Annotated in this window: 20 protein-coding genes, 1 pseudogene and 1 riboswitch; of the genes and pseudogenes, 11 read left to right on the forward strand and 10 right to left on the reverse strand. The window is 61.2% G+C overall.

Annotated features, from left to right (window positions below):
- Window positions 1-9: 9 nt before the first annotated feature.
- Both RGV33_RS30280 and RGV33_RS30285 read right to left on the reverse strand, forming a co-directional pair.
- Window positions 10-1,977 carry a patatin-like phospholipase family protein gene (locus tag RGV33_RS30280; RefSeq protein WP_322148076.1) on the reverse strand — a complete coding sequence of 656 codons (1,968 nt, stop codon included), beginning with the start codon at window positions 1,975-1,977 and terminating at the stop codon, window positions 10-12.
- A 99-nt stretch (window positions 1,978-2,076) separates the two neighbouring features.
- Window positions 2,077-2,481: an acyl-CoA thioesterase gene (locus tag RGV33_RS30285; protein ID WP_010167614.1), complete on the reverse strand. Its 405-nt coding sequence runs from the start codon at window positions 2,479-2,481 to the stop codon at window positions 2,077-2,079.
- A 198-nt stretch (window positions 2,482-2,679) separates the two neighbouring features.
- A riboswitch (S-adenosyl-L-homocysteine riboswitch) is annotated at window positions 2,680-2,785 on the forward strand.
- Window positions 2,786-2,806: 21 nt separating this feature from the next.
- On the opposite strand from RGV33_RS30285, the gene ahcY reads away from it, so the two are divergent.
- The 4 genes from ahcY to RGV33_RS30305 all read left to right on the forward strand — a co-directional run bounded on the left by ahcY (window position 2,807) and on the right by RGV33_RS30305 (window position 8,250).
- Window positions 2,807-4,216: an adenosylhomocysteinase gene (ahcY, locus tag RGV33_RS30290; protein WP_322148077.1), complete on the forward strand. Its 1,410-nt coding sequence runs from the start codon at window positions 2,807-2,809 to the stop codon at window positions 4,214-4,216.
- A gap of 154 nt (window positions 4,217-4,370) precedes the next feature.
- Entirely contained in the window at window positions 4,371-5,216 is an 846-nt protein-coding gene (gene metF / locus RGV33_RS30295; RefSeq protein WP_322148078.1) for a methylenetetrahydrofolate reductase [NAD(P)H], read from the forward strand.
- Between the two features lie 115 nt (window positions 5,217-5,331).
- Entirely contained in the window at window positions 5,332-6,135 is an 804-nt protein-coding gene (locus tag RGV33_RS30300) for a transporter substrate-binding domain-containing protein (protein ID WP_322148079.1), read from the forward strand.
- Between the two features lie 222 nt (window positions 6,136-6,357).
- A complete protein-coding gene (locus RGV33_RS30305; protein WP_322148081.1) occupies window positions 6,358-8,250 on the forward strand; it encodes a DEAD/DEAH box helicase in 1,893 nt (630 codons plus the stop codon).
- Window positions 8,251-8,412: 162 nt separating this feature from the next.
- On the opposite strand, the gene RGV33_RS30310 is transcribed toward RGV33_RS30305, so the two are convergent.
- Together RGV33_RS30310 and RGV33_RS30315 are read right to left on the reverse strand one after the other, a co-directional pair.
- Window positions 8,413-9,009 (reverse strand): YceI family protein, encoded by a 597-nt coding sequence (locus tag RGV33_RS30310; RefSeq protein ID WP_322148083.1) that lies wholly within the window; start codon window positions 9,007-9,009, stop codon window positions 8,413-8,415.
- A gap of 32 nt (window positions 9,010-9,041) precedes the next feature.
- Window positions 9,042-9,593: a cytochrome b gene (locus RGV33_RS30315; protein WP_076017768.1), complete on the reverse strand. Its 552-nt coding sequence runs from the start codon at window positions 9,591-9,593 to the stop codon at window positions 9,042-9,044.
- A gap of 281 nt (window positions 9,594-9,874) precedes the next feature.
- Between RGV33_RS30315 and RGV33_RS30320 the strand changes: the two genes are divergently transcribed.
- The 3 genes and pseudogenes from RGV33_RS30320 (at window position 9,875) to RGV33_RS30330 (ending at window position 12,164) form a co-directional block, all read left to right on the forward strand.
- Window positions 9,875-11,281 carry an adenosylmethionine--8-amino-7-oxononanoate transaminase gene (locus RGV33_RS30320; protein ID WP_322148084.1) on the forward strand — a complete coding sequence of 469 codons (1,407 nt, stop codon included), beginning with the start codon at window positions 9,875-9,877 and terminating at the stop codon, window positions 11,279-11,281.
- A 54-nt stretch (window positions 11,282-11,335) separates the two neighbouring features.
- Window positions 11,336-11,422 (forward strand): annotated as a pseudogene (locus RGV33_RS30325) (outer membrane lipoprotein carrier protein LolA); the annotation flags it as partial.
- Window positions 11,423-11,444: 22 nt separating this feature from the next.
- Complete coding sequence (locus RGV33_RS30330; protein ID WP_322148085.1) at window positions 11,445-12,164, forward strand: 16S rRNA (uracil(1498)-N(3))-methyltransferase; 720 nt, start codon at window positions 11,445-11,447, stop codon at window positions 12,162-12,164.
- A 135-nt stretch (window positions 12,165-12,299) separates the two neighbouring features.
- Here RGV33_RS30330 and RGV33_RS30335 read toward each other — a convergent pair whose 3' ends face one another.
- From RGV33_RS30335 to RGV33_RS30345, 3 genes are read right to left on the reverse strand one after another with little or no spacing between them, the layout of a single operon-like run.
- Window positions 12,300-13,202 (reverse strand): transporter substrate-binding domain-containing protein, encoded by a 903-nt coding sequence (locus tag RGV33_RS30335; RefSeq protein ID WP_322148087.1) that lies wholly within the window; start codon window positions 13,200-13,202, stop codon window positions 12,300-12,302.
- A 27-nt stretch (window positions 13,203-13,229) separates the two neighbouring features.
- The gene (locus tag RGV33_RS30340) at window positions 13,230-13,583 is read right to left on the reverse strand and encodes a RidA family protein (protein WP_322148088.1); all 354 of its coding nucleotides are present in this window, start codon (window positions 13,581-13,583) and stop codon (window positions 13,230-13,232) included.
- 10 nt (window positions 13,584-13,593) lie between these two features.
- Window positions 13,594-14,835 carry a D-amino acid dehydrogenase gene (locus RGV33_RS30345; RefSeq protein WP_322148089.1) on the reverse strand — a complete coding sequence of 414 codons (1,242 nt, stop codon included), beginning with the start codon at window positions 14,833-14,835 and terminating at the stop codon, window positions 13,594-13,596.
- 108 nt (window positions 14,836-14,943) lie between these two features.
- Between RGV33_RS30345 and RGV33_RS30350 the strand changes: the two genes are divergently transcribed.
- Window positions 14,944-15,846 (forward strand): LysR family transcriptional regulator, encoded by a 903-nt coding sequence (locus RGV33_RS30350; protein WP_322148090.1) that lies wholly within the window; start codon window positions 14,944-14,946, stop codon window positions 15,844-15,846.
- Here RGV33_RS30350 and trhA read toward each other — a convergent pair.
- Window positions 15,841-16,458: a PAQR family membrane homeostasis protein TrhA gene (gene trhA / locus RGV33_RS30355; protein WP_322148091.1), complete on the reverse strand. Its 618-nt coding sequence runs from the start codon at window positions 16,456-16,458 to the stop codon at window positions 15,841-15,843. The genes RGV33_RS30350 and trhA overlap by 6 nt on opposite strands.
- A 247-nt stretch (window positions 16,459-16,705) precedes the next feature.
- Here trhA and RGV33_RS30360 point away from each other — a divergent pair, with 247 nt between their 5' ends.
- From RGV33_RS30360 to RGV33_RS30370, 3 genes are read left to right on the forward strand one after another with little or no spacing between them, the layout of a single operon-like run.
- Window positions 16,706-17,272, forward strand: a complete 567-nt coding sequence (locus tag RGV33_RS30360; protein ID WP_322148093.1) for a chromate transporter — start codon at window positions 16,706-16,708, stop codon at window positions 17,270-17,272.
- Window positions 17,272-17,814: a chromate transporter gene (locus RGV33_RS30365; RefSeq protein WP_322148094.1), complete on the forward strand. Its 543-nt coding sequence runs from the start codon at window positions 17,272-17,274 to the stop codon at window positions 17,812-17,814. Before RGV33_RS30360 ends, RGV33_RS30365 begins: the two co-directional genes overlap by 1 nt.
- 37 nt (window positions 17,815-17,851) lie before the next feature.
- The gene (locus RGV33_RS30370; RefSeq protein WP_322148095.1) at window positions 17,852-18,766 is read left to right on the forward strand and encodes a LysR substrate-binding domain-containing protein; all 915 of its coding nucleotides are present in this window, start codon (window positions 17,852-17,854) and stop codon (window positions 18,764-18,766) included.
- A gap of 302 nt (window positions 18,767-19,068) precedes the next feature.
- On the opposite strand, the gene madM is transcribed toward RGV33_RS30370, so the two are convergent.
- Both madM and madL read right to left on the reverse strand, forming a co-directional pair.
- Entirely contained in the window at window positions 19,069-19,833 is a 765-nt protein-coding gene (madM, locus tag RGV33_RS30375) for a malonate transporter subunit MadM (protein WP_322148097.1), read from the reverse strand.
- Between the two features lies 1 nt (window position 19,834).
- Complete coding sequence (madL, locus tag RGV33_RS30380) at window positions 19,835-20,248, reverse strand: malonate transporter subunit MadL (protein ID WP_003216818.1); 414 nt, start codon at window positions 20,246-20,248, stop codon at window positions 19,835-19,837.
- Window positions 20,249-20,404: the final 156 nt, after the last annotated feature.

Raw genomic sequence — 20,404 nt, forward strand, 5'->3', positions numbered from 1 at the left:
ACGTGGCAACTAAACCGCCAGGCGCCATGCCTTGGCCATTTCGACTGTCGTGGAGCGTCCCGGCTGCGACCAGGGCTTATTACGTGCTACGTAGTTGTCAACGATGTCATCGAGCGCCTGGTTGACCTGGGCCGGCGTCGTTGCCCGGCCCAGGTTGTGTTCAACCCGGCGCAGCAGTGCAACATTCGAATCTGGCTGGCCCGGGCGAAACAGCGAGGGGTAGAGCACTTCCCGCGTGAAGTTATCGGCGATCACAGCGATATCGCGTTTTTTCATTTCGCTGATGCCACTGGCCAGCACCCGTGAGGCCGTTTGATGCGGCGCTTGTAGCAACTGCTGGAAATTGGGGTTGCCTGCATCATTGAGGCGGGCACCCAGCCACTCGACGTATTCCGGGCGACTGGCCAGGGCGTCCAGGTTGCGCAATGCCGAGGCCAATTCAGGCGTCATGTGCAGCCGCTCGCCGGTATTGGCCGATGCCACAGCCTTATCCAGCATGCCAAGCCCCTGCCGGGCTTCGCTTCGAAAGCGCAGCACGCTACGGGAGGCGTCGTCCTGGTCAAGCGCGTCCTTGACGCTGGCGAGCATGGAATCGCTCATGGCCAGCACGGCGCTGTCAATCGAGCTGAATGAGTGCTGCTCTCGCACTTGCGAGCGTTTCTCCAAGTGGGTATTCACCGCAGCCCGAGACAGTTCCTGTAGCTGATTCTTGACCTCCAGCGGCATGGTGAAATTGATCGTGCCGTTGAGGAAGCCACTGAAGTCGCCGATCTCGGTCTTTAATGGCATGACAACCGTCTGATCCTTGATCCTACTGAGTTTCGATGCCATCAACTCACTATTGGCCGCGTTCGGGATCCCGAGAAAGCTATCCTTTAAGCTGCCCAAGTGACTGCCGCGCACGGCCGCAGACTTATCACCGCTGAACTTCAGAATCAGTTGTTCGGTATCGGCGATTGCACTGCCGGGAAACGTGCGCTGGTAAAAGTCAGCCACGGGGGTGTTGAGCAGCAAGCCGCCATCCTGAAAGAAGGTCTTCTCGCCGTCTGCCTGAAACCCGTGCCCCTTCTCCTCGGGCGCCTTGAACACCAGCGGCAGCGCCCCCGAAATATGCGCGGCGCGCGCGATATCCATGTCCGGCGTGAGGTTGGCATTGAACACCACCAACTGCGGGCGGCCATCGAACAAACCGGTGCCGGTGATATTGAGTTCCTTGATTGCCGGAATATGCAGGCTCAATGCCTGCAGGTCACCGAACGTGGTCGCACCGCCCGCACCTAATTTGTCGGCAATCGCCAAAACCTGTGGTGTGCGAAGCTCCCTGGGCAGGTCGCCAATGTGCGCCAGCACGGTCTTTCGCGACTCCTCGCGTACCAGGTCCTCCAGAGGTTCGGCCTTGGAACCCAGCCGTGGCAATACGTTAAATACAACCTCTGCCAGACTGCTGACCTTGCCGGCGACCTTGCCGACACTCGAACTGGCATTTTGCAGCCAAGCGGGAATGGCGTGCTTGCTGTTCATCAGTTTGGGAAGCTCGAGGTTGTCCGACAGCGTGTCGAAGGCCTTCGCCCCCATCCCGCTGGCCAGCAGGGCTGCCGAGATACCGCCGGCGGATGAGCCTGAAATACTGCGGATATGCTTCAAGGCGTTTGCGTCTTCAAGCGCCTGGACCACGCCCGGGTAGGCAATACCCTTGGCCCCGCCGCCACTGAGTACCAATTGGGTGATCGGCGGTGGGGAAACCGTCACTTCCACCACGCCATTCGGGTAGCGACTCAACGCCAACTTGCGTTCGCCTGCACCGTCTACCAGGGAGGTTTTCGTACCCTGGGGTTCAACGGTAGCGTGACCATGCCTTTCGATAATCGGCGCCAAGGCCGTGTCGCGCGCCGCCGCCAGGCCGCTGCCAACGATGTCGTGGGGAGCGGGCAGCAGCGATTGAGGGAATGAAGGCTGGGCAGGATTTAACAATGCCATGTGTCGACTCTCTCTTCAGGGTGTAGTCCTGTGTGACGAGAGAACATGGGAAAGATCCATCCGGAAGCGTCTTGTAAAACAAGTCGCTCCCGGCCGAGCTTATTCGCTGATGCCGTCTTCCTGGAACTGATCCTTCACATACTTGATCTCGGTGCGGCCATGGGGCGCCGGCAGGCCGTCTTCCCCCAGGTTGACGAAGACCATTTTTTCCACAGTCAGGATGCTCTTGCGGGTGATCTTGTTGCGCACTTCGCAGGTCAGGGTGATGGAGGTGCGGCCGAACTCGGTGGCGGTGATGCCCAGTTCGATGATGTCGCCCTGGCGCGAGGCGCTGACGAAGTTGATTTCAGAGATGTATTTTGTCACCACCCGCTGGTTGCCCAACTGGACAATCGCGTAGATGGCCGCTTCTTCGTCGATCCAGCGCAGCAGGCTGCCGCCGAACAGGGTGCCGTTGGGGTTGAGGTCTTCGGGTTTAACCCATTTGCGGGTGTGGAAGTTCATGTTCACTCCAAAGCGTGTTGGCAAATGATGGGCAACATCATGGCAGAGGCCGGGCCCAAGCTCTATGAGCCATTGCCTATCAACCCCATGAGCTATCTTCATGCCGCCGACAGAAAGGCTTTAGAAGTCAGGCGCACGCGGCTATAATCGCCTCCGCTTCAAAACGGTCATCTTCGATTGATACCGTTCTCCCGCCACCTGTCCGAGGGGCGCTGCAGCAGGCTCGACCTGTCAGGCTCGGATGGGGCGTTGTCCGGCCTGGTTAGCCAGCTGGATACTAAACGCACAACGGCGCCCATTCGCACACTACGAATGGAGGCTCTTCATGAGCGCTGTAATCACGCCTGCAGGTTTTACCGACTACAAAGTCGCCGACATGTCCCTCGCTGCCTGGGGCCGTCGCGAAACCTTTATCGCCGAATCCGAAATGCCAGCCCTGATGGGCCTGCGTCGCAAGTACGCCGCTGAACAGCCGCTCAAGGGCGCGAAGATTCTCGGCTGCATCCACATGACCATTCAGACGGCCGTGCTGATCGAAACCCTGGTTGCCCTGGGTGCCGAAGTGCGTTGGTCGTCGTGCAACATTTTCTCGACTCAAGACCAGGCCGCAGCCGCTATCGCTGCTGCCGGCATCGCGGTTTACGCCTGGAAAGGCGAGACCGAAGAAGAGTACGAGTGGTGCCTGGAGCAAACCATCCTCAAGGATGGCAAGCCATGGGACGCCAACATGATCCTCGACGACGGCGGCGACCTGACTGAGTTGCTGCACAAGAAGTACCCGCAAATCCTCGACCGCGTCCACGGCGTGACCGAAGAGACCACCACCGGCGTTCACCGCCTGCTGGACATGCTGGCCAAGGGCGAGCTGAAAATCCCGGCCATCAACGTCAACGACTCGGTGACCAAGAGCAAGAACGACAACAAGTACGGCTGCCGTCACAGCCTGAACGATGCGATCAAGCGCGGCACCGACCACCTGCTGTCCGGCAAGCAAGCGCTGGTGATCGGCTACGGTGACGTGGGCAAGGGTTCGTCCCAGTCCCTGCGTCAGGAAGGCATGATCGTTAAAGTCTCCGAAGTTGACCCGATCTGCGCCATGCAAGCCTGCATGGACGGTTTCGAAGTGGTTTCGCCGTTCATCGATGGCGTCAATGACGGCACCGAAGCGAGCATCGACAAAGCCCTGCTGGGCAAGATCGACCTGATCGTGACCACCACCGGTAACGTGAACGTGTGCGACTCGAACATGCTCAAGGCCCTGAAAAAGCGCGCCGTGGTGTGCAACATCGGCCACTTCGACAACGAAATCGACACCGCTTTCATGCGCAAGAACTGGGCATGGGAAGAAGTGAAGCCTCAGGTACACAAGGTTCACCGTACCGGCGCTGGCGATTTCGACCCGCAGAACGATGACTACCTGATCCTGCTGGCCGAAGGCCGCCTGGTAAACCTGGGCAACGCCACTGGCCACCCAAGCCGCATCATGGATGGCTCGTTCGCCAACCAGGTACTGGCCCAGATCTTCCTGTTCGGCCAGAAATACGCCGACCTGTCGCCAGCCCAGAAAGCCGAGCGCCTGACCGTGGAAGTACTGCCGAAGAAACTCGACGAAGAAGTGGCCCTGGAAATGGTCCGTGGCTTCGGCGGCGTTGTGACTCAACTGACCAAGACCCAGGCCGACTACATCGGTGTTGGTGTTGAAGGTCCGTTCAAGCCGCACGCTTACCGTTACTGATCGGCCCAGTGCCAGCTGCCATAGGGGAGCTGGCTTTTGTGGGAGCTGGCTTGCCTGCGATAGTATCGCCTCGATATTGCTGGAACACCGAGGTGCCTGCATCGCGGGCAAGCCCGCTCCCACACCGGTATTCTGAGTTTCCATAGGTATGACCATGTCCCAAGACCGTCGCTACAGCTTCGAGTTCTTCCCGACCAAGACCGATGCTGGGCATGAAAAACTGATGGCGACTGCCAAGCAGTTGGCCAGCTACAACCCCGATTTTTTCTCCTGCACCTATGGTGCCGGCGGCTCCACCCGCGACCGCACGATCAACACCGTGTTGCAGCTGGAAAGCGAAGCCAAAGTACCTGCGGCTCCGCATTTGTCGTGCGTGGGCGACAGCAAGGCCGACCTGCGCAGCCTGCTGACCCAGTACAAGCAAGCCGGTATCAAGCGCATCGTCGCCCTGCGCGGTGACCTGCCGTCCGGCATGGGCATGGCCAGCGGCGAGCTGCGCTACGCCAATGACCTGGTGAGCTTCATCCGTGAAGAAACCGGCGATCACTTCCATATCGAAGTGGCCGCTTATCCGGAGATGCACCCCCAGGCCCGCAATTTCGAAGACGATTTGCAGAACTTCGTGCGCAAGGCCAACGCCGGCGCCAACAGCGCGATCACCCAGTACTTCTTCAACGCCGAGAGCTACTTCTACTTCGTTGAACGCATACAGGCGATGGGCGTGAACATCCCGATCGTGCCGGGCATCATGCCGATCACCAACTACAGCAAACTGGCGCGTTTCTCTGACGCCTGCGGCGCGGAAATCCCACGCTGGGTTCGTAAACAACTGGAAGCCTACGGCGACGACGTCAAGAGCATCCAGGCGTTCGGTGAACAGGTCATCAGCGAGATGTGCGAACAATTGCTGCAAGGCGGCGCACCGGGGTTGCACTTCTACACCCTGAACCAGGCCGAACCGAGCCTGGCGATATGGAACAACCTGAAACTGCCTCGTTAAGGCCAGTTTCGACGTACCAAGGCTCTCGTCCCGACGAGGGCCTTTGTGGTTTTAATGCCTCAAGATCACTGTGCCAGAGCTTCTCTTTCGCCTGAGACAGTCGTAATCTCAGGGTATGCCTGTGATTTCCCGGATGTTGACTGCTGTCCTTTTCGCTTGCCTGAGCTTCGGCGCCCATGGCGAGAAACTGCGCATTGTCACCGAACCCTGGGCCCCCTATGTGTATGACGACAACGGCACGATGCGCGGGCTCGACTATGAGACCACGGTGATTGTGTTCCAACGCCTGGGCATTGATGTGCAATGGCAATTCCTGCCCTGGAAGCGCTGCCTGGCAATGCTCGACCAGGGCCAGGCCGATGGCGCGCTGGACATTTTCCACAGCCACGAGCGCGACTCGGTATTGCTGTACCCCAGCGAGCCGCTGTCCGATGTGGAGTTCGTGCTGTTCTACGCCAACGACCGCCCGCACCCGTTCCAGAGCCTTGAAGACCTGCGCGGCCTGACCATCGGCACCTCGCCGGGCTACCTTTATGGCCCGCAATTCAGTGAGTCCAGCCTGTTCAAGCAGGAACCGGCCGCCAGCCATGAGGCCAACTTCGGCAAGCTGGCCCTTGGCCGCATCGACCTGGTGATCACCGACCGCCGGGTCGGCCAGCACGTGCTCAAGGCACTGGGCCTCCTGGGCCAGGTCACCGAGGCGCCGACGGTCATCAGCAGCCAGCCGCAATTTCTCGCGGTGCGCCGCGGTGCAGGCATGGACTTGCTGGTGCAGCGCTTTGCCGCCGAACTCAAACGCTTCAAGCAAGAGCCGGCCTACGCGGCCTTGAGCGCCAAATATGCAGGTACAAGCCTCCAAACCAGCGCATCGGCCCTGCCCGCGCACACCGTTGAGCAGCAGGAAAGCAGCGCAGAGTGATTGCTCTGTTATACTGCGGCCTTTCCGCCAGGCTTACGCCCGGACGCTTCGGTCTTGCAAAAGGCACCCGACCCCGCTACAGCGCAGCTTTCAAGCCCGCGCGAGCCGTCTGAGTGCCCGCCAGCCCCAGCAGGACCGGACGGGATTGCGTTCATCTAAACGCCATTCACGCCAGGCAAGACTATCCCTCTGGGCCAAGCCCTAACTAAAACAGGATTACTCATGTCCTTTGCTTCCCTCGGTCTCTCCGAGGCTTTAGTCCGCGCCATCGAGGCAGCGGGCTATACCGAGCCTACTCCGGTGCAACAGCGGGCCATTCCCGCCGTGTTGCAAGGCCGCGACCTGATGGTTGCGGCTCAGACAGGTACTGGTAAAACCGGCGGCTTCGCCCTTCCGATCCTGGAGCGGTTGTTCCCCAACGGTCACCCGGACAAATCCCAGCGTCACGGCCCGCGCCAACCGCGCGTACTGGTCCTGACCCCTACCCGCGAACTCGCCGCCCAAGTGCATGACAGCTTCAAGCTGTATGCCCGCGACTTGAAGTTCGTCAGCGCCTGCATCTTCGGCGGCGTCGGCATGAACCCACAGGTTCAGGCCATGTCCCGGGGTGTCGACGTACTGGTTGCCTGCCCGGGTCGTTTGCTCGACCTGTGCGGCCAAGGCAGCGTCGATTTGTCCCACGTGGAAATCCTCGTGCTGGACGAAGCCGACCGGATGCTCGACATGGGCTTTGTCCATGACGTGAAAAAAGTCCTCGCGCGCCTGCCGGCCAAACGCCAGAACCTGCTGTTCTCGGCCACGTTCTCCAACGACATCACCGCGTTGGCGGGCAAGTTGTTGCATAACCCCGAGCGCATTGAAGTCACGCCGCCGAACACCACGGTCGAGCGCATCGAGCAGCGCGTATTCCGCCTGCCCGCCGCCCACAAGCGTTCGCTGCTGGCCCACCTGATCACCGCCGGCGCGTGGGAACAGGTGCTGGTGTTCACCCGCACCAAGCACGGCGCCAACCGCCTGGCCGAGTACCTGGACAAGCACGGCCTCACCGCCGTCGCCATCCACGGCAACAAGAGCCAGAACGCGCGCACCAAAGCCCTGGCCGACTTCAAGGCCGGTGAAGTACGCATCCTGGTAGCCACCGACATCGCCGCGCGCGGCCTGGACATCGACCAACTGCCACACGTGGTCAACTTCGAGCTGCCAAACGTCGACGAAGACTACGTGCACCGTATCGGCCGTACTGGCCGGGCCGGTCGTTCGGGCGAGGCCATTTCCCTGGTCGCACCGGACGAAGAAAAGCTGCTGAAAAGCATCGAGCGCATGACCAAGCAGAAAATCGCCGATGGCGACCTGATGGGCTTCGACTCCAGCGCCGTTGAGGCTGAGAAGCCTGAAGTGCGCGAACGTCCGGACGTGCGTAACCCGCGCAACAACCCACGCGGTCCGAAGGGCGATGGCCCGAACGGCGGCGGCGGTGGTGGCGGTCGTAAAGACAAGGGCAAGGACAAGGGCGGCAAGGATAAGGCTGCAACCAATGGCCGTGGCGAACGCCCGGCCCGTGAGCAAAAGCCCCGTGAAGGCACCCCGGCCCGCGAACAGCGCCAGCCGAGCCAGCCACCACGTGCTGCCGCCGACCGTGCGCCGGACGAGTTCCTGGACGACGACGTGGATAACTTCGGTAACCGCGTTGACTACGTGCCCCAGGCCAAGCCGGCCCAGGGTCGTGGTCGTCGTCCGGGCGCGCCAGCCCAAGGCGCCGGTGCAGGCGCAGGTTCTGCGCCACGCACTGGCGGCCAGCCACAAGGTCGCCAGAACGGTCCGCGCAGCAGCAGCGGCGCGACCACCGGCACCCCGCCGGCCAAGCGCAGCGGCCCGCGCAACGGTGCACCGCGTGACGGCCAGGCCCGTCGCGAAGAGTCGCGCAACCGTCGCCCGGCCCGTGATGATCAACCTCACCTGTCGGAGCCTGCGGTGCAAAACCCGCGCGGCGGCCCGGCACCGAAGATCATCCACAAAGAGTCGAAAAGCGATCGCACGCTGACACCTGAACAGTTGGATCAACTGCCGGGCCGTCCACGTGGTGAAAAGCCAGCGTTGCTGACCCGCAACCGCTGATTTTCAACGCGTCATAAAAAATGCCCCGGATCGCGAGATCCGGGGCATTTTTTATTGAAGCTTTAAAACTGTAGGAGCCGGCTTGCCGGCGATGACGATCTTGAGAACGCCACGTACCGCGCGGGCGCTATCGCCGGCAAGCCGGCTCCTACAGACGAAGCATTACTTCGCTTTCACACCTTCAAACGTCACGTACAGCTCAACGGTGTTGGACGCTGGGCCCAAGTCCATCTGCTTGCCGAAGTCCTGGCGATTGAAGGAGGTAGTACCTTCAAAGCCTGCACGGTAGCCGCCCCATGGATCCTTGCCTTCACCCAGGAAGGTCGCCTTGACGACGATCGGCTTGGTCACGCCGTGAAAGGTCAGGTCGCCGGTCACGTCAGCAGTGACTTGGCCAGCAGCGTTCTTACCGGTGGTCTTGACGCTGGTGGAGACGAACTTGGCATCGGCAAACTTGCCAACGTCCAGGAAGTCTTTGCTGGCGATGTGCTTGTCACGTTCGGCGTGGTTGGTGAACACGCTGGCGGTACGGACGTTGAACTCAATCTTGCTGTCTTCAGGCTTGGCAGCATCGAAGCTGAACTTGCCGTCCAGGTCCTTGAAGGTACCGGTGATGAAGCTGTAGCCCAAGTGGCTGATCTTGAAGTCAACGAAGGCGTGCTGGCCTTCCTTGTCGACAACGTAGTCAGCTGCCATCACCTGACCGGCAGTGAGCAGGGCAGAACCGATGGCCAGAGCGGCGAGAGTCTTTTTCAACATGCTTTCTATTCCTTGTGAGTCGAGGTTGAACATCAGGCTTTGCGCCCCAGCATACGAACCAGGGTCACATCACGATCAATGAAATGGTGTTTCAACGCAGCCACACCGTGGAGGCCGGAGAACACCACCAATACCCAGGCCAGGTACAAATGCACCACGCCTGCGGTGTCTGCCTGGTCCGGTAGCCCGGAAACCAGTGCAGGAATCTCAAACAGGCCAAATACCGGGATCCCGACACCGTCTGCGGTGGAAATCAGGTAACCGGCAATCATCACGGCAAACAGCCCGAGATACAGGAATGCGTGGCCAAACGCAGCCCCCAGCCGCGTCATGCGGCTATAGCTGGCAAGCGGTGGCGGCGGCGGGCTGAGTAAACGCCAGACAATGCGCACAAGCATGATGGCAAACAGCGTGATGCCGATGCTTTTGTGCAAGTCCGGGGCGTCTTTGCGCCAGGTGCTGTAGTAGTCGAGACCAACCATCCACAGGCCCAAGGCGAACAGACCGAACACCACCAGGGCTACGCCCCAGTGCAAAACAATACTGACCCAGCCGTAGCGGGCCGATGAGTTACGTAGTTGCATGTCCCATATCCCGTAAGAGCTGTGCCCAAGACTATCGACTTACCTATCGAATTAAAGCGGAAAATTTCGCTTTGAAATATCGAGAAATACGATCAAGAGCGTATGCACAATAAGTTAACAAGGGATTAAGGACTATTCCCAAGAAACGTGACAGACCGTCCTGTGTTTACTGCGATTTACCCTACAAGCATGCAATTGGGTTGTGACACAGCCCTGCATTGCATAGGCTTGCGCGATTGTTTCGCCCGCGCACGCCGCGAGCCGCTTCGAGGAGAATAAAGATGGGTTTGAATAACCAGTGGATGCAACGCGACCTTGCGGTGCTGTGGCATCCCTGCACCCAGATGAAAGACCACCAGCGACTGCCGCTGATCCCGATCAAACGCGGCGAAGGCGTGTGGCTGGAAGACTTCGAAGGCAAACGCTACCTCGACGCCGTCAGCTCCTGGTGGGTCAACGTGTTTGGCCACGCCAACCCGCGCATCAACCAGCGCATTAAAGACCAGGTCGACCAGCTGGAACACGTGATTCTTGCCGGCTTCAGTCACCAGCCGGTGATCGAGCTGTCCGAGCGCCTGGTGAAAATGACACCCGAAGGGCTGACCCGCTGCTTCTACGCCGACAACGGTTCGTCGTGCATCGAAGTCGCGTTGAAGATGAGCTTTCACTATTGGCTCAACCGCGGCCTGCCGAACAAAAAGCGTTTTGTCACCCTGACCAACAGCTACCACGGCGAGACCATCGCCGCGATGTCGGTGGGCGATGTGCCGCTGTTCACCGAAACCTACAAGGCCTTGCTGCTGGACACCATCAAGGTGCCGAGCCCGGACTGCTACTTGCGCCCCGACGGCATGAGCTGGGAAGAGCACTCCCGCAACATGTTCCAGGCCATGGAACAGACCCTCGCCGACAACCACGACACCGTCGCCGCCGTGATCGTCGAACCGTTGATCCAGGGCGCCGGTGGCATGCGCATGTACCACCCGGTGTACCTCAAGCTGCTGCGCGAAGCCTGCGACCGCTATGGCGTGCACCTGATCCATGACGAGATCGCCGTGGGCTTCGGCCGCACCGGCACGATGTTCGCCTGTGAACAGGCCGGCATCCGCCCGGACTTCCTGTGCCTGTCCAAGGCCCTGACCGGCGGCTACCTGCCGTTGGCGGCCGTGGTCACCACCGATGATGTGTACGACGCCTTCTACGACGACTATCCGACCCTGCGCGCCTTCCTGCATTCCCACAGCTACACCGGCAACCCGCTGGCGTGTGCGGCGGCACTGGCGACGCTGGATATCTTCGAAGAAGACAACGTCATCGAGAACAACAAGGCCCTGGCCCAGCGCATGGCAACCGCCACTGCGCACCTGGTGGACCACCCCCACGTCTCGGAAGTGCGCCAGACCGGCATGGTGCTGGCCATCGAGATGGTGCAGGACAAGGCCACCAAGGCTGCCTACCCATGGCAGGAACGCCGTGGCCTGAAGGTATTCGAGCATGCGCTGGAGCGTGGTGCGCTGCTGCGGCCGCTGGGCAGCGTGGTGTATTTCCTGCCACCGTATGTGATCACCCCGGAGCAGATCGACTTCCTGGCTGAAGTGGCCAGCGAGGGGATCGATATCGCCACCAACAGCAAGGTCAGCGTGGCGGTGCCCCAGGATTTCCACCCGGGGTTTCGTGATCCGGGCTGAGTGAGTTCACTTGATTAATCGGGTGCCGCTGCTGCCTGACCTGTAGGAGCGAGCTTGCTCGCGAAAATCGTCAACGATAATGCGGGTATCCTGTTTAAACGCGGCGCCCTTACGTTCTTCGCGAGCAAGCTCGCTCCTACATGAACCTCCACAGAGAACAGAAATGAGACTGTCCCGCTTTTTTGTCGACGCCCCACTGAGCCTTGGCGACCACGAGTTGCCGGAAGCCCAGGCGCATTACATCAGCCGCGTATTGCGCATGAGCGAAGGCGACGCCGTGCAACTGTTCGACGGCGCAGGCCTGGAGTTTCGCGCCAGCTTGCTGGAAGTCGGTAAAAAGCGCGTGGTGGTGCAGGTCACCGAAAGCTTCGCCGGGCAGGTCGAATCGCCGTTGCAGATTCACCTCGGCCAGGGACTGTCCCGTGGCGAGCGGATGGATTGGGCGATTCAGAAAGCCACCGAGCTTGGGGTGAACGAAATCACCCCGATCTTCAGTGAGCGCTGCGAAGTGCGCCTTAAAGACGAACGCGCCGACAAGCGCCTGCAGCACTGGCGCCAGGTGGCGATCAGCGCCTGCGAGCAGTGCGGGCGTTCAAGGGTGCCGGTGATTCACCCACCGCTGCTGCTGGCGGATTGGCTGAAGCAGGCCGATGCGGATTTGAAGCTGGTGCTGCACCCGGTGGCCGAGCCGCTGGTGAGCCATGCCAAGCCCGCGAGCCTGGCCTTCCTGATCGGGCCGGAAGGTGGTTTGACCGATGGGGAAGTCGAGACGGCCCAAGGTGCGGGGTTTCACGCCGCCCGCTTGGGCCCACGCGTACTGCGTACCGAAACAGCGCCAGTCGTGGCGCTGGCCGTGGCCCAGCAACTGTGGGGCGACTTCTAAACCCTGCCTTGCAAACCCAATCAAATGTGGGAGCTGGCTTGCCTGCGATAGCGGTGGGTCAGCTACACATCTGTTGCTGATACACCACTATCGCAGGCAAGCCAGCTCCTACACTTTGATCGGGTTACCACTCCGCTACTCCACTGGATCACTCACAGGCGTCGCAATAATCGCCTTCAGCTCACTGGTCATCGGGAATTCCAGGTTCAAGCCCTTGGGCGGAATCGGCTGTTCAAACCAGCGCTGGTAAATGCCGTTGATCTCCCCCGAGCTGTACAGCCCGGCCAGGGTTTCGTTGACCACCGCGAGAAACTGCGGGTCATCCTTGCGCACCATGCAGCTGTAGATTTCCCGCGACTGTTCCTCCCCGACCACCACCCACTTATGCGGGTCCCTGGCCTTGGCGCGCTCGCCATAAAGCAACGCGTCATCCATGTAGAACGCCGCCGCCCGGCCCGATTGCAGCATCTGGAAAGCTTCGCCGTGGTCCTTGGCGCTGATCACCGACATGTTCAGTTTGTGATCAACGTTGTAGCTCTTGAGAAACCGCTCGTTGGTGGTGCCCGCGGTGGTCACCACGTTTTTGCCCTTAAGATCAGCAAAGCCTTTGATACCGCTGTCGTTGGCGGTCAGCAGCTGGCCCTTCACGTAGATAAACCCGTAGGAAAACGCCACCTGCTTCTGCCGCTCCGCCGTCACGCCGGTTGAACCGCATTCCAGGTCCACGGTGCCGTTTTGCACCAGGGCAATGCGGGTCTGGGAAGTCACCAGGTTGTACTTCACGTTGAGCTTCGGCACGCCGGTTTTCTGTTGGATGCGCTCGACGATCTTGTTCGCCAGGTCCACCGAATACCCCATGGGCTTGCCGCTGTGATCCCCCACATAGGAGAACGGAACCGAGGCATCGCGGTAGCCGAGGGTGATGCTCCGGGCGTTGGCGATCTTGCTCAGTGTGCCTTCCAGAGGTGCTTCGGTGGCGTGGGCCTGAGCGCCGAATAACAGCCCAAGGGTGCAGCCGATCAACGTGCTTTTTTGCATTGTTATTCTCCGTTGGTGGTTAAAGGTTCAGGTACGGCGCACGGCAATGACACTGATCTCGACCAGCACGTCCGGTCGCGCCAACTGCGCCTGCAACGTGGTACGCGTCGGCGCCTGCCCCGGCGACAGCCAGGCGGACCAGACTTCATTCATCGGCGCAAATCCCTCCTCGATATTGTTGAGGTAGATGGTCGCATTCACCAGATGATCCTTGTCGCTGCCGGCCTCGGCCAGCAACCCATCAATCTTGGCCAGCACCTCACGGGTCTGGGTCGTTATATCGCGCCCGTCCCCCGGTACCTGGCCGGACAAGAACACCAGGTCCTGAAAAACCACTGCGCCAGACAGGCGATTGTTGCTGTTGATTCGGGTGATGGTCATCGAGGCATCCTCAAGCGGCGCGGGGCGCAAAGCCCTGCATATCAATGGAAGGTATGTGCCGGCCGATCAGCTCGGCCAGCACCTGGCCGCTGCCACAGGCCAGGGTGAACCCGAGGGCACCATGGCCGAGGTTAAGCCACAGGTTGCTGTAGGCACTGGCACCAATCAGCGGTACGCCGGTGGGCGTAGCAGGACGCATGCCGGCCCATTCAACCGCGTGCTGGTAATCGCCAGCCTGCGGGAACGTCTCAAGTGCCTGGCGTTTAATCAGCGCCAGGCGCTTGGGTTCCAGGCGGGTGTCGAAGCCGACGATGTCCACCATCGCCGCCACCCGCAGTTGCTCACCAATACGCGCGTAGACGATCTTGCGGTCGTAATCCGTGATGCTGATAGTGGGCGCCTGATGCTGCGCACCAATCGGCACGCTCAGGCTGTAGCCCTTGAGGGGATACAGCGGCAGCGACAGGCCGGGCAAGGCCAGCTCGGGGCTGCGGTGCCCGGCGGCCAGCACCAGGTGCTGCACCGGCAGCACTTCACAGCCCATCTCGATCGCCTGCACGGTGCCTGCGCTGTGGCGAATCCCCGTCACCTTGCGCCCCAGCAGGAAGGTGCAGCGCCCAGATGCCTCGAGACGCGCCGCCAACTGCTGGCAAAATGCATGACAGTCGCCGACTTCTTCATTGGGCGTATAGATGCCGCCGGCAAAACGGGTGCTGGCCAGGGTCGGCTCCAGCCGCGCGCAGTCCTGCGCCGAGAGCACTTGCTGTTGCAAAGGGTCAGTCACTTTGTTCAGTGCGCGCTCATAGCTTTCGAGGCGGCGAAAGGTCACCAGCTTGCCGTTGCGCCGCCAGTGGAAGTCGCCCAACTGGTCTTCTTCACGCCAGCGTTGCAGGGTCTCCTGGCTCAAGGACGCCAGGCGCAGCAAATGGGCCGCATTGCGCTGGTTCACCGAGCCACGGCAGGCGCCCAGGAACGACGCCATCCAGCGCCACTGCGCCGGGTCCATGCGCGGGCGCAGCTTGAGCGGCGAGTCACCACGCAGCATCCAGCCAATGGCTTGCAGCGGCACGCCCTTGTCGGCCAGGGGCGCAACATAGCGGTAGGACAATTGCCCGCCATTGGCGAAACTGGTCTCGCTGGCGAATGTGTCCCGGGCTTCGACCACGGTCACTTGCATACCGGCACGCACCAGCGCGTAGGCACTCGCCAGGCCGATAACCCCACCACCGATGATGCAGACCTGCTGAACCATGTGCTTCCCCTAACCGTGCGATGTCAGGCTTGAAGGTTAGGGGCAGGTGACAGCGGCAAGACAATGAATAAAGATGGGTCACCCATAAACAAAGGTTATGGACTGCCCATGCGCTTGCGTCATATCGAAATCTTCCAGGCCATCCGCCAGACCGGCTCCATCAGCGCCGCCGCCCAGTTGCTGCATGTCTCGCAGCCGGCCGTGAGCAAGGTGCTGCAGCACGCCGAGTTGCAGCTGGGGTTCCCGCTGTTCTTGCGCATACGCGGCAAGCTGCAACCAACCCCGGAAGCGCTGGCGCTGGAGCGCGAAGTCGACAAAGTAACCGAGAGCCTGCAAGGCGTGCGACGCCTGGCGCAAAACCTGCGCCGCGAGCCAGGCCAGAGCCTGCGTATCGGCGCGACGCCGGCGTTGGCCTTGTCGTTGCTGCCGCCGGCCATCCGCGAGTGGACCCAGCGCTACCCCGACATCGCGTGCGAGCTGTCCAGCGCCCACAGCCGCGAGCTGGTGCAGAACCTGTTGATGCGTGAAGTGGATGTAGCGCTGACGTTGCAACCACCCGATCACCCGGGACTCACCGCGCAGCCGTTGGCTCATGGCGTATTGGTGGCGCTGGCGCCCAGGGATTACTGGAAGGAAAACGAGCTGGGCAAACCGCTGCCGCTGATGGCCCTGGCGGGTGCGCCGTTGATTGGCCTGTCCAGCGCCGACCCGTTGTCGGCGAAGCTGGACAGCTACCTGGAAGCGGTCGACCCGCCGCCACGGGTCAGCATCGCGGTGCAGACCTATTCACTGGCCAGGGCTATGGTCGAATCCGGCGCCGGGCTGGCCGTCATCGACCCGTTCACGGCCCTCGGTGCGTCACCGGCCACCACCTGCATTCGCCCGCTGGCGCCGCCGCTGCCGATCACCTTGTACGCCCTGACTCGCGCCAACGAACCGCCGCCGCATATGCTGGCGAGCCTGCTGGAAATCTTCGGCAGCCGGGCCCAGGAGCAGTTGGACCGGCTATAACACATACCCCATGATCGCCACAAAATGCAGCAAGCTGCCGCCGATCACGAACAAATGCCAGATCCCGTGGGAATGGCGCATGCGGTCCTCCAGGGCAAAGAAAATAATGCCCACGGTGTACAGCACGCCGCCCGACGCCAGCCAGGCAAACCCGGTGGGGCCCAGCGCTGCAATCAGCGGCTTGACCGCCACCAGCACGATCCAGCCCATCACGGCATAGATCACAATCGACAAAATCCGCGCCTCGGAGCGTGGCTTGATCTCCTGCAAAATGCCGATCACCGCCAGCCCCCACACAATCCCGAACAGCGTCCAGCCCCACGGGCCGCGCAGCGTCACCAGGCAAAACGGCGTGTAGCTGCCGGCGATCAGCAGGTAGATCGAAAAGTGATCAACCTTCTGCATGATCTCTTTCTTGCGCCCGCGCACGCTGTGGTACACGGTCGATGCGCTGTAGAGCACCAACAACGTGAAACCGTAGATCGCCACGCTGACAATCTTCCAGGGGCTGCCGTCCATCCCGGCCACCACCAACATCCATACCGCGCCAACAAAAGCCGCAACCGCCCCGAGCAAGTGGCTCCAGGCGTTGAATCGTTCCCCGTGATACATGTGTCACTCACCTCGAATAACGGTTATCACCTCACCCATTCTGACGTCCGCCAACCAATATCGGGTAACAACCTTTCTTCATTTGCCCAAATGCACACGCCGATAGATGATTCGCTTCATCCTGTGGGAGCTGGCTTGCCTGCGATAGCAGTGGGTCAGCCTTGCATCTGTTGCTGATAAACCGCTATCGCAGGCAAGCCAGCTCCCACATAAAAACACCCCGCTCCCGACCCCATCGGTAATCCCCATGCCCGACCTTGAGCCTGCCCAGCCTCACCCCAGCCTGTGGCAGTTGTTTTACAACTTCGCCATGGTCGGCCTGCTGGGCTTCGGCGGCGTAATGCCCTGGGCGCGGCAAATGATGGTCGACCGCAGGCAGTGGGTCAGCGAGCAAGGCTTCAACGAGCTGCTGACCACTGGCCAATTCTTCCCCGGGCCGAATATCGCCAACGTCGGCATTATCTATGGCCGGCGCCTGCACGGCTTGCCGGGTGCGGTTGTGACCGTCGTCGGCTTGTATCTGTTCCCCTCGCTGATCACCGTGCTGGCGGGCTTCGCCTATGCCAAATGGTGGAGCCATGACGTGGTGCAGCAGGTCTTCGGCGCGGTGATGCCAATCGCCACCGGGCTGATGCTCGGCACCACCTTGCGCCTGCTCAAGGCGATGCCCCGGACACTGGCCAACTACAGCGCATTCGTCCTGACCTTTGTGTTGATGGCCGTGTGGGTGCTGCCGTTGTGGATGGTCTTGCTGATCTGCATTCCCAGCTCCCTGGCCTTGAGTTTCATGGGCAAGCAAAAGGTGGCCGGCTGATGCAAAGCGTGCTGTTTCACCTGATGATCCAATGCGCGCTGTGGTCGCTGATGGCGATTGGCGGCAACACCGTGGCCCTGAGCGATATCCACCGCTACACCGTCACCGACATGAACTGGATCACCGACGCCCAATTTGTCGCCTTCTTCGCCCTGTCCCAGGCACTGCCGGGGCCCAACGGCATGTTCCTGGTGTTTATCGGCCAGCAAGCCGCCGGGTTGCCGGGCGCGCTGGTGGCGCTGACCGCCAAGCTGGTGCCCTGTTCGGTGCTGACCTACTTCGGCGCGGGCTGGCTGGAGAAACACACCCATACGCCGTGGGTGCAGCGGGTCAAAGGCAGCCTGCTGCCGATCTCCATCGGGCTGATCCTGGCCGCCAGCTACATCCTGATGAACAGCCTGGAAAACAATGCCACCAGCCTGCTGCTGACCCTGGCCAGCGCCGCCGTGGTGTATTACACACGGCTCAACGCAATCTGGCTGATCATCCTCGGCGTGGTGTTGGGCCTGTGCAGCGCATGGCTGGGAGTGAACTGGTTTTAGGGGCACAATCGACGGCATTCGAACAAGAGTCGCACCCATGCTGATCGACGAAGAATTCACCCTCAAGAAGCTGGAAATCTTCCTGGCGTTCATGCGCACCGGCAACCTGGCACGGGCGGCGGCTGAGTTGCAGACCAGCAACGTCAGCGTGCACCGGGCGATTCACTCCCTGGAAAACGCCCTGCGTTGCCCGCTGTTCAAGCACGAAGGGCGTAACCTCACACCGCTGGAAAGCGCCTATGTGCTGGAGGAGCGCGCACAAAAACTGGTGCAGGACGTGGTCGACAGCGTGCGGGTGACCCGCGAAGCCGCCGGTTTTTCCGCCGAGCGCTTCAAGCTGGGCTCGTTGTATTCATTGACGGTGAAGACCGTGCCGCAGTTGATCATGGGGCTGAAAATCCGGCGCAGCGAGCTGAACATCGACCTGATCCTCGGCTCCAATTTCGACCTGCTGTACAAGCTGAAAAACATGGAAGTCGACGCGATCCTGATCGCCCTCGACGAGCACGCCAACGATCCGGACTGCGAGCAGATCTCACTGTTTTCCGATGATATCTTCCTCGCCACCCCAGCCGATTCACCGTTCGACCGCGAGCAGGAAATCGACCTGGCGGATGTGCGCGACGCGACCTTCATCACCCTCACCCAAGGCTTTGCCACCCATCAGGACGGCAACCGCGTGTTCAAGCAGGCAGGGTTCGAGCCCAAGGTGGCGATGCAGGTCAACGACATCTTCACCCTGCTGAGCATGGTCAGTTCGGGCGTGGGGTATGCGCTGCTGCCGGGGCGAATTGCGGCGGTGTACGAGAACCGGGTAAAGCTGATTCCGCTGCAACCGCGCTACCGTTTGCAGCAGCACATTGGCGTGGTATTTCTGAAGGCCAAGGAGCGCGACCCGAACTTGCTCGCGCTGTTGGCAGAGTGCCGGATGTATGCCAATCGGCAGGCCTGACACCGCACATTCTCTGACTGATGCAAAACCTGTATGAGAGGGTGTCTGTGATGGGGGCTTCTGTGGTGAGCCGGCTTCTGTGGTGAGCCGGCTTCTGTGGTGAGCCAGCTTCTGTGGTGAGCGGGCTTGCCCCGCGCTGGCCTGCGAAGCAGGCCCATTAAGACAGCGGTGTTCTTTCAGGCAGACTGAGTGGGCAGGTTTTAGGGCCGCTTCGCAGCCCAGCGCGGGGCAAGCCCGCTCACCACAGAAGCCCGCCCACCACAGAAACCTGCTCACCACAGAAAAGCCCCCTGGCCACCTCTCTAGCCGACAATCCCGCGCACGATGAAGTAGAGCACCGAAGGCCCCAGCAAGCAGCCCAGCCCGGTGTGGAAGGTGGCGGTCAACGCGCCATACGGCACCAACCGCCGATCCGTTGCGGCCAAGCCCGCCGTCACGCCGCTCACCGTGCCGGCCAGGCCACCAAACACCATGGCCGAGCGCGGATTATCCAGGCCCATCCAGCGTGCCGCCATCGGCGTGCCGACCATCACCAGGATCGCCTTGATCAAGCCGGTCGCAATGGACAGCGCCACCACATCCGAACTGGCGCCCAACGCCGCCCCGGTCACCGGCCCGACGATATACGTCACCGCGCCCGCACCGATGGTGGTCATGCTGATCGCATCGCGATAACCGAACGCCCAGGCAATACTCGCGCCCACAATAAACGGCAACACTGTGCCCAGCAGCAAGGCAATCGCACCAATCAACCCGGCCTTGCGCGCCTCGGTGGCCTGCACTTCAAACGCCGTGGCCACGATGGCAAAGTCCCGCAGCATCGCGCCACCCATCAAGCCGATCCCGGAAAACAGTGCCACGTCCGCCAGGCCTTTCTGCCCGCCGGTCAGCGTGCCGCCCACCCAGGCCAGCACCAGCCCGATCACAATCGCGATGGCCGAACCGTGGATGCGCCCGAACGTCAGGCGCTTGGACAGCACCACCGAAATCCACATCACCACGCCGACAAATGCAAAGGCGGTGACCAAGCCGTTATTTGCCAGGCCTTTCTCGATGAGGTCCCACATATCAGCGACCTCCCGCGACAGGTGCAGCCGCAATCAGCGGCTCTTCATCGGGTAGCGGTTCACCTTTGTGCGTGCGGCTGATCAAGGCAATCGTGCAACCGCACACCACCACCGAACCAATCGCCGCCAGCACCGCCACCGGGCCGCCGTGCAGTGCGGTCACCACGTTCTGTTGCGCCGCCATCGCCACCACCACCGGGATGTACATCGCGCCCCAGAAGCCCACGCCCATCTCGCATTCCTTGGTCATGCCGCCGTGCTTGTGCATCCATAGCCGAGCGCAGATCAGCAGGATCATCGCGATGCCCACCCCGCCCACATTGGATTTTACCCCCAGCAGCACGCCGAGCATGTCTCCCAGAATCACGCCTGCCAACATGCAGATCGCCAGCAACGCCACACCGTAAATAATCATGATGGTTGTCCTCAAAGTGCTTCATCGAAATTGTTGTTTTTGTGCTTCGAAAGCCTTGGGTGGCAATGCCGATCCGTTAAGCACGAATACCCTACCTGTGGCGAGGGAGCTTGCTCCCGCTGGGCTGCGTAGCGGCCCTGAAATCTTGGGAGCGCT

This window comes from Pseudomonas sp. Bout1, from assembly GCF_034314165.1.
Taxonomy (GTDB): domain Bacteria; phylum Pseudomonadota; class Gammaproteobacteria; order Pseudomonadales; family Pseudomonadaceae; genus Aquipseudomonas.

Coding starts and splice junctions, on each gene's coding strand:
- RGV33_RS30365 (WP_322148094.1), top strand. CDS start 17,272: ATGCAAAGCGTGCTGTTTCACCTGATGATCCAATGCGCGCTGTGGTCG.
- RGV33_RS30345 (WP_322148089.1), bottom strand. CDS start 14,835: ATGGTTCAGCAGGTCTGCATCATCGGTGGTGGGGTTATCGGCCTGGCG.
- RGV33_RS30285 (WP_010167614.1), bottom strand. CDS start 2,481: ATGAACTTCCACACCCGCAAATGGGTTAAACCCGAAGACCTCAACCCC.
- madM (WP_322148097.1), bottom strand. CDS start 19,833: ATGTGGGACCTCATCGAGAAAGGCCTGGCAAATAACGGCTTGGTCACC.
- RGV33_RS30350 (WP_322148090.1), top strand. CDS start 14,944: ATGCGCTTGCGTCATATCGAAATCTTCCAGGCCATCCGCCAGACCGGC.
- RGV33_RS30315 (WP_076017768.1), bottom strand. CDS start 9,593: ATGCAACTACGTAACTCATCGGCCCGCTACGGCTGGGTCAGTATTGTT.
- madL (WP_003216818.1), bottom strand. CDS start 20,248: ATGATTATTTACGGTGTGGCGTTGCTGGCGATCTGCATGTTGGCAGGC.
- metF (WP_322148078.1), top strand. CDS start 4,371: ATGTCCCAAGACCGTCGCTACAGCTTCGAGTTCTTCCCGACCAAGACC.
- RGV33_RS30370 (WP_322148095.1), top strand. CDS start 17,852: ATGCTGATCGACGAAGAATTCACCCTCAAGAAGCTGGAAATCTTCCTG.
- RGV33_RS30280 (WP_322148076.1), bottom strand. CDS start 1,977: ATGGCATTGTTAAATCCTGCCCAGCCTTCATTCCCTCAATCGCTGCTG.
- RGV33_RS30360 (WP_322148093.1), top strand. CDS start 16,706: ATGCCCGACCTTGAGCCTGCCCAGCCTCACCCCAGCCTGTGGCAGTTG.
- ahcY (WP_322148077.1), top strand. CDS start 2,807: ATGAGCGCTGTAATCACGCCTGCAGGTTTTACCGACTACAAAGTCGCC.
- trhA (WP_322148091.1), bottom strand. CDS start 16,458: ATGTATCACGGGGAACGATTCAACGCCTGGAGCCACTTGCTCGGGGCG.
- RGV33_RS30300 (WP_322148079.1), top strand. CDS start 5,332: ATGCCTGTGATTTCCCGGATGTTGACTGCTGTCCTTTTCGCTTGCCTG.
- RGV33_RS30335 (WP_322148087.1), bottom strand. CDS start 13,202: ATGCAAAAAAGCACGTTGATCGGCTGCACCCTTGGGCTGTTATTCGGC.
- RGV33_RS30310 (WP_322148083.1), bottom strand. CDS start 9,009: ATGTTGAAAAAGACTCTCGCCGCTCTGGCCATCGGTTCTGCCCTGCTC.
- RGV33_RS30340 (WP_322148088.1), bottom strand. CDS start 13,583: ATGACCATCACCCGAATCAACAGCAACAATCGCCTGTCTGGCGCAGTG.
- RGV33_RS30330 (WP_322148085.1), top strand. CDS start 11,445: ATGAGACTGTCCCGCTTTTTTGTCGACGCCCCACTGAGCCTTGGCGAC.
- RGV33_RS30320 (WP_322148084.1), top strand. CDS start 9,875: ATGGGTTTGAATAACCAGTGGATGCAACGCGACCTTGCGGTGCTGTGG.
- RGV33_RS30305 (WP_322148081.1), top strand. CDS start 6,358: ATGTCCTTTGCTTCCCTCGGTCTCTCCGAGGCTTTAGTCCGCGCCATC.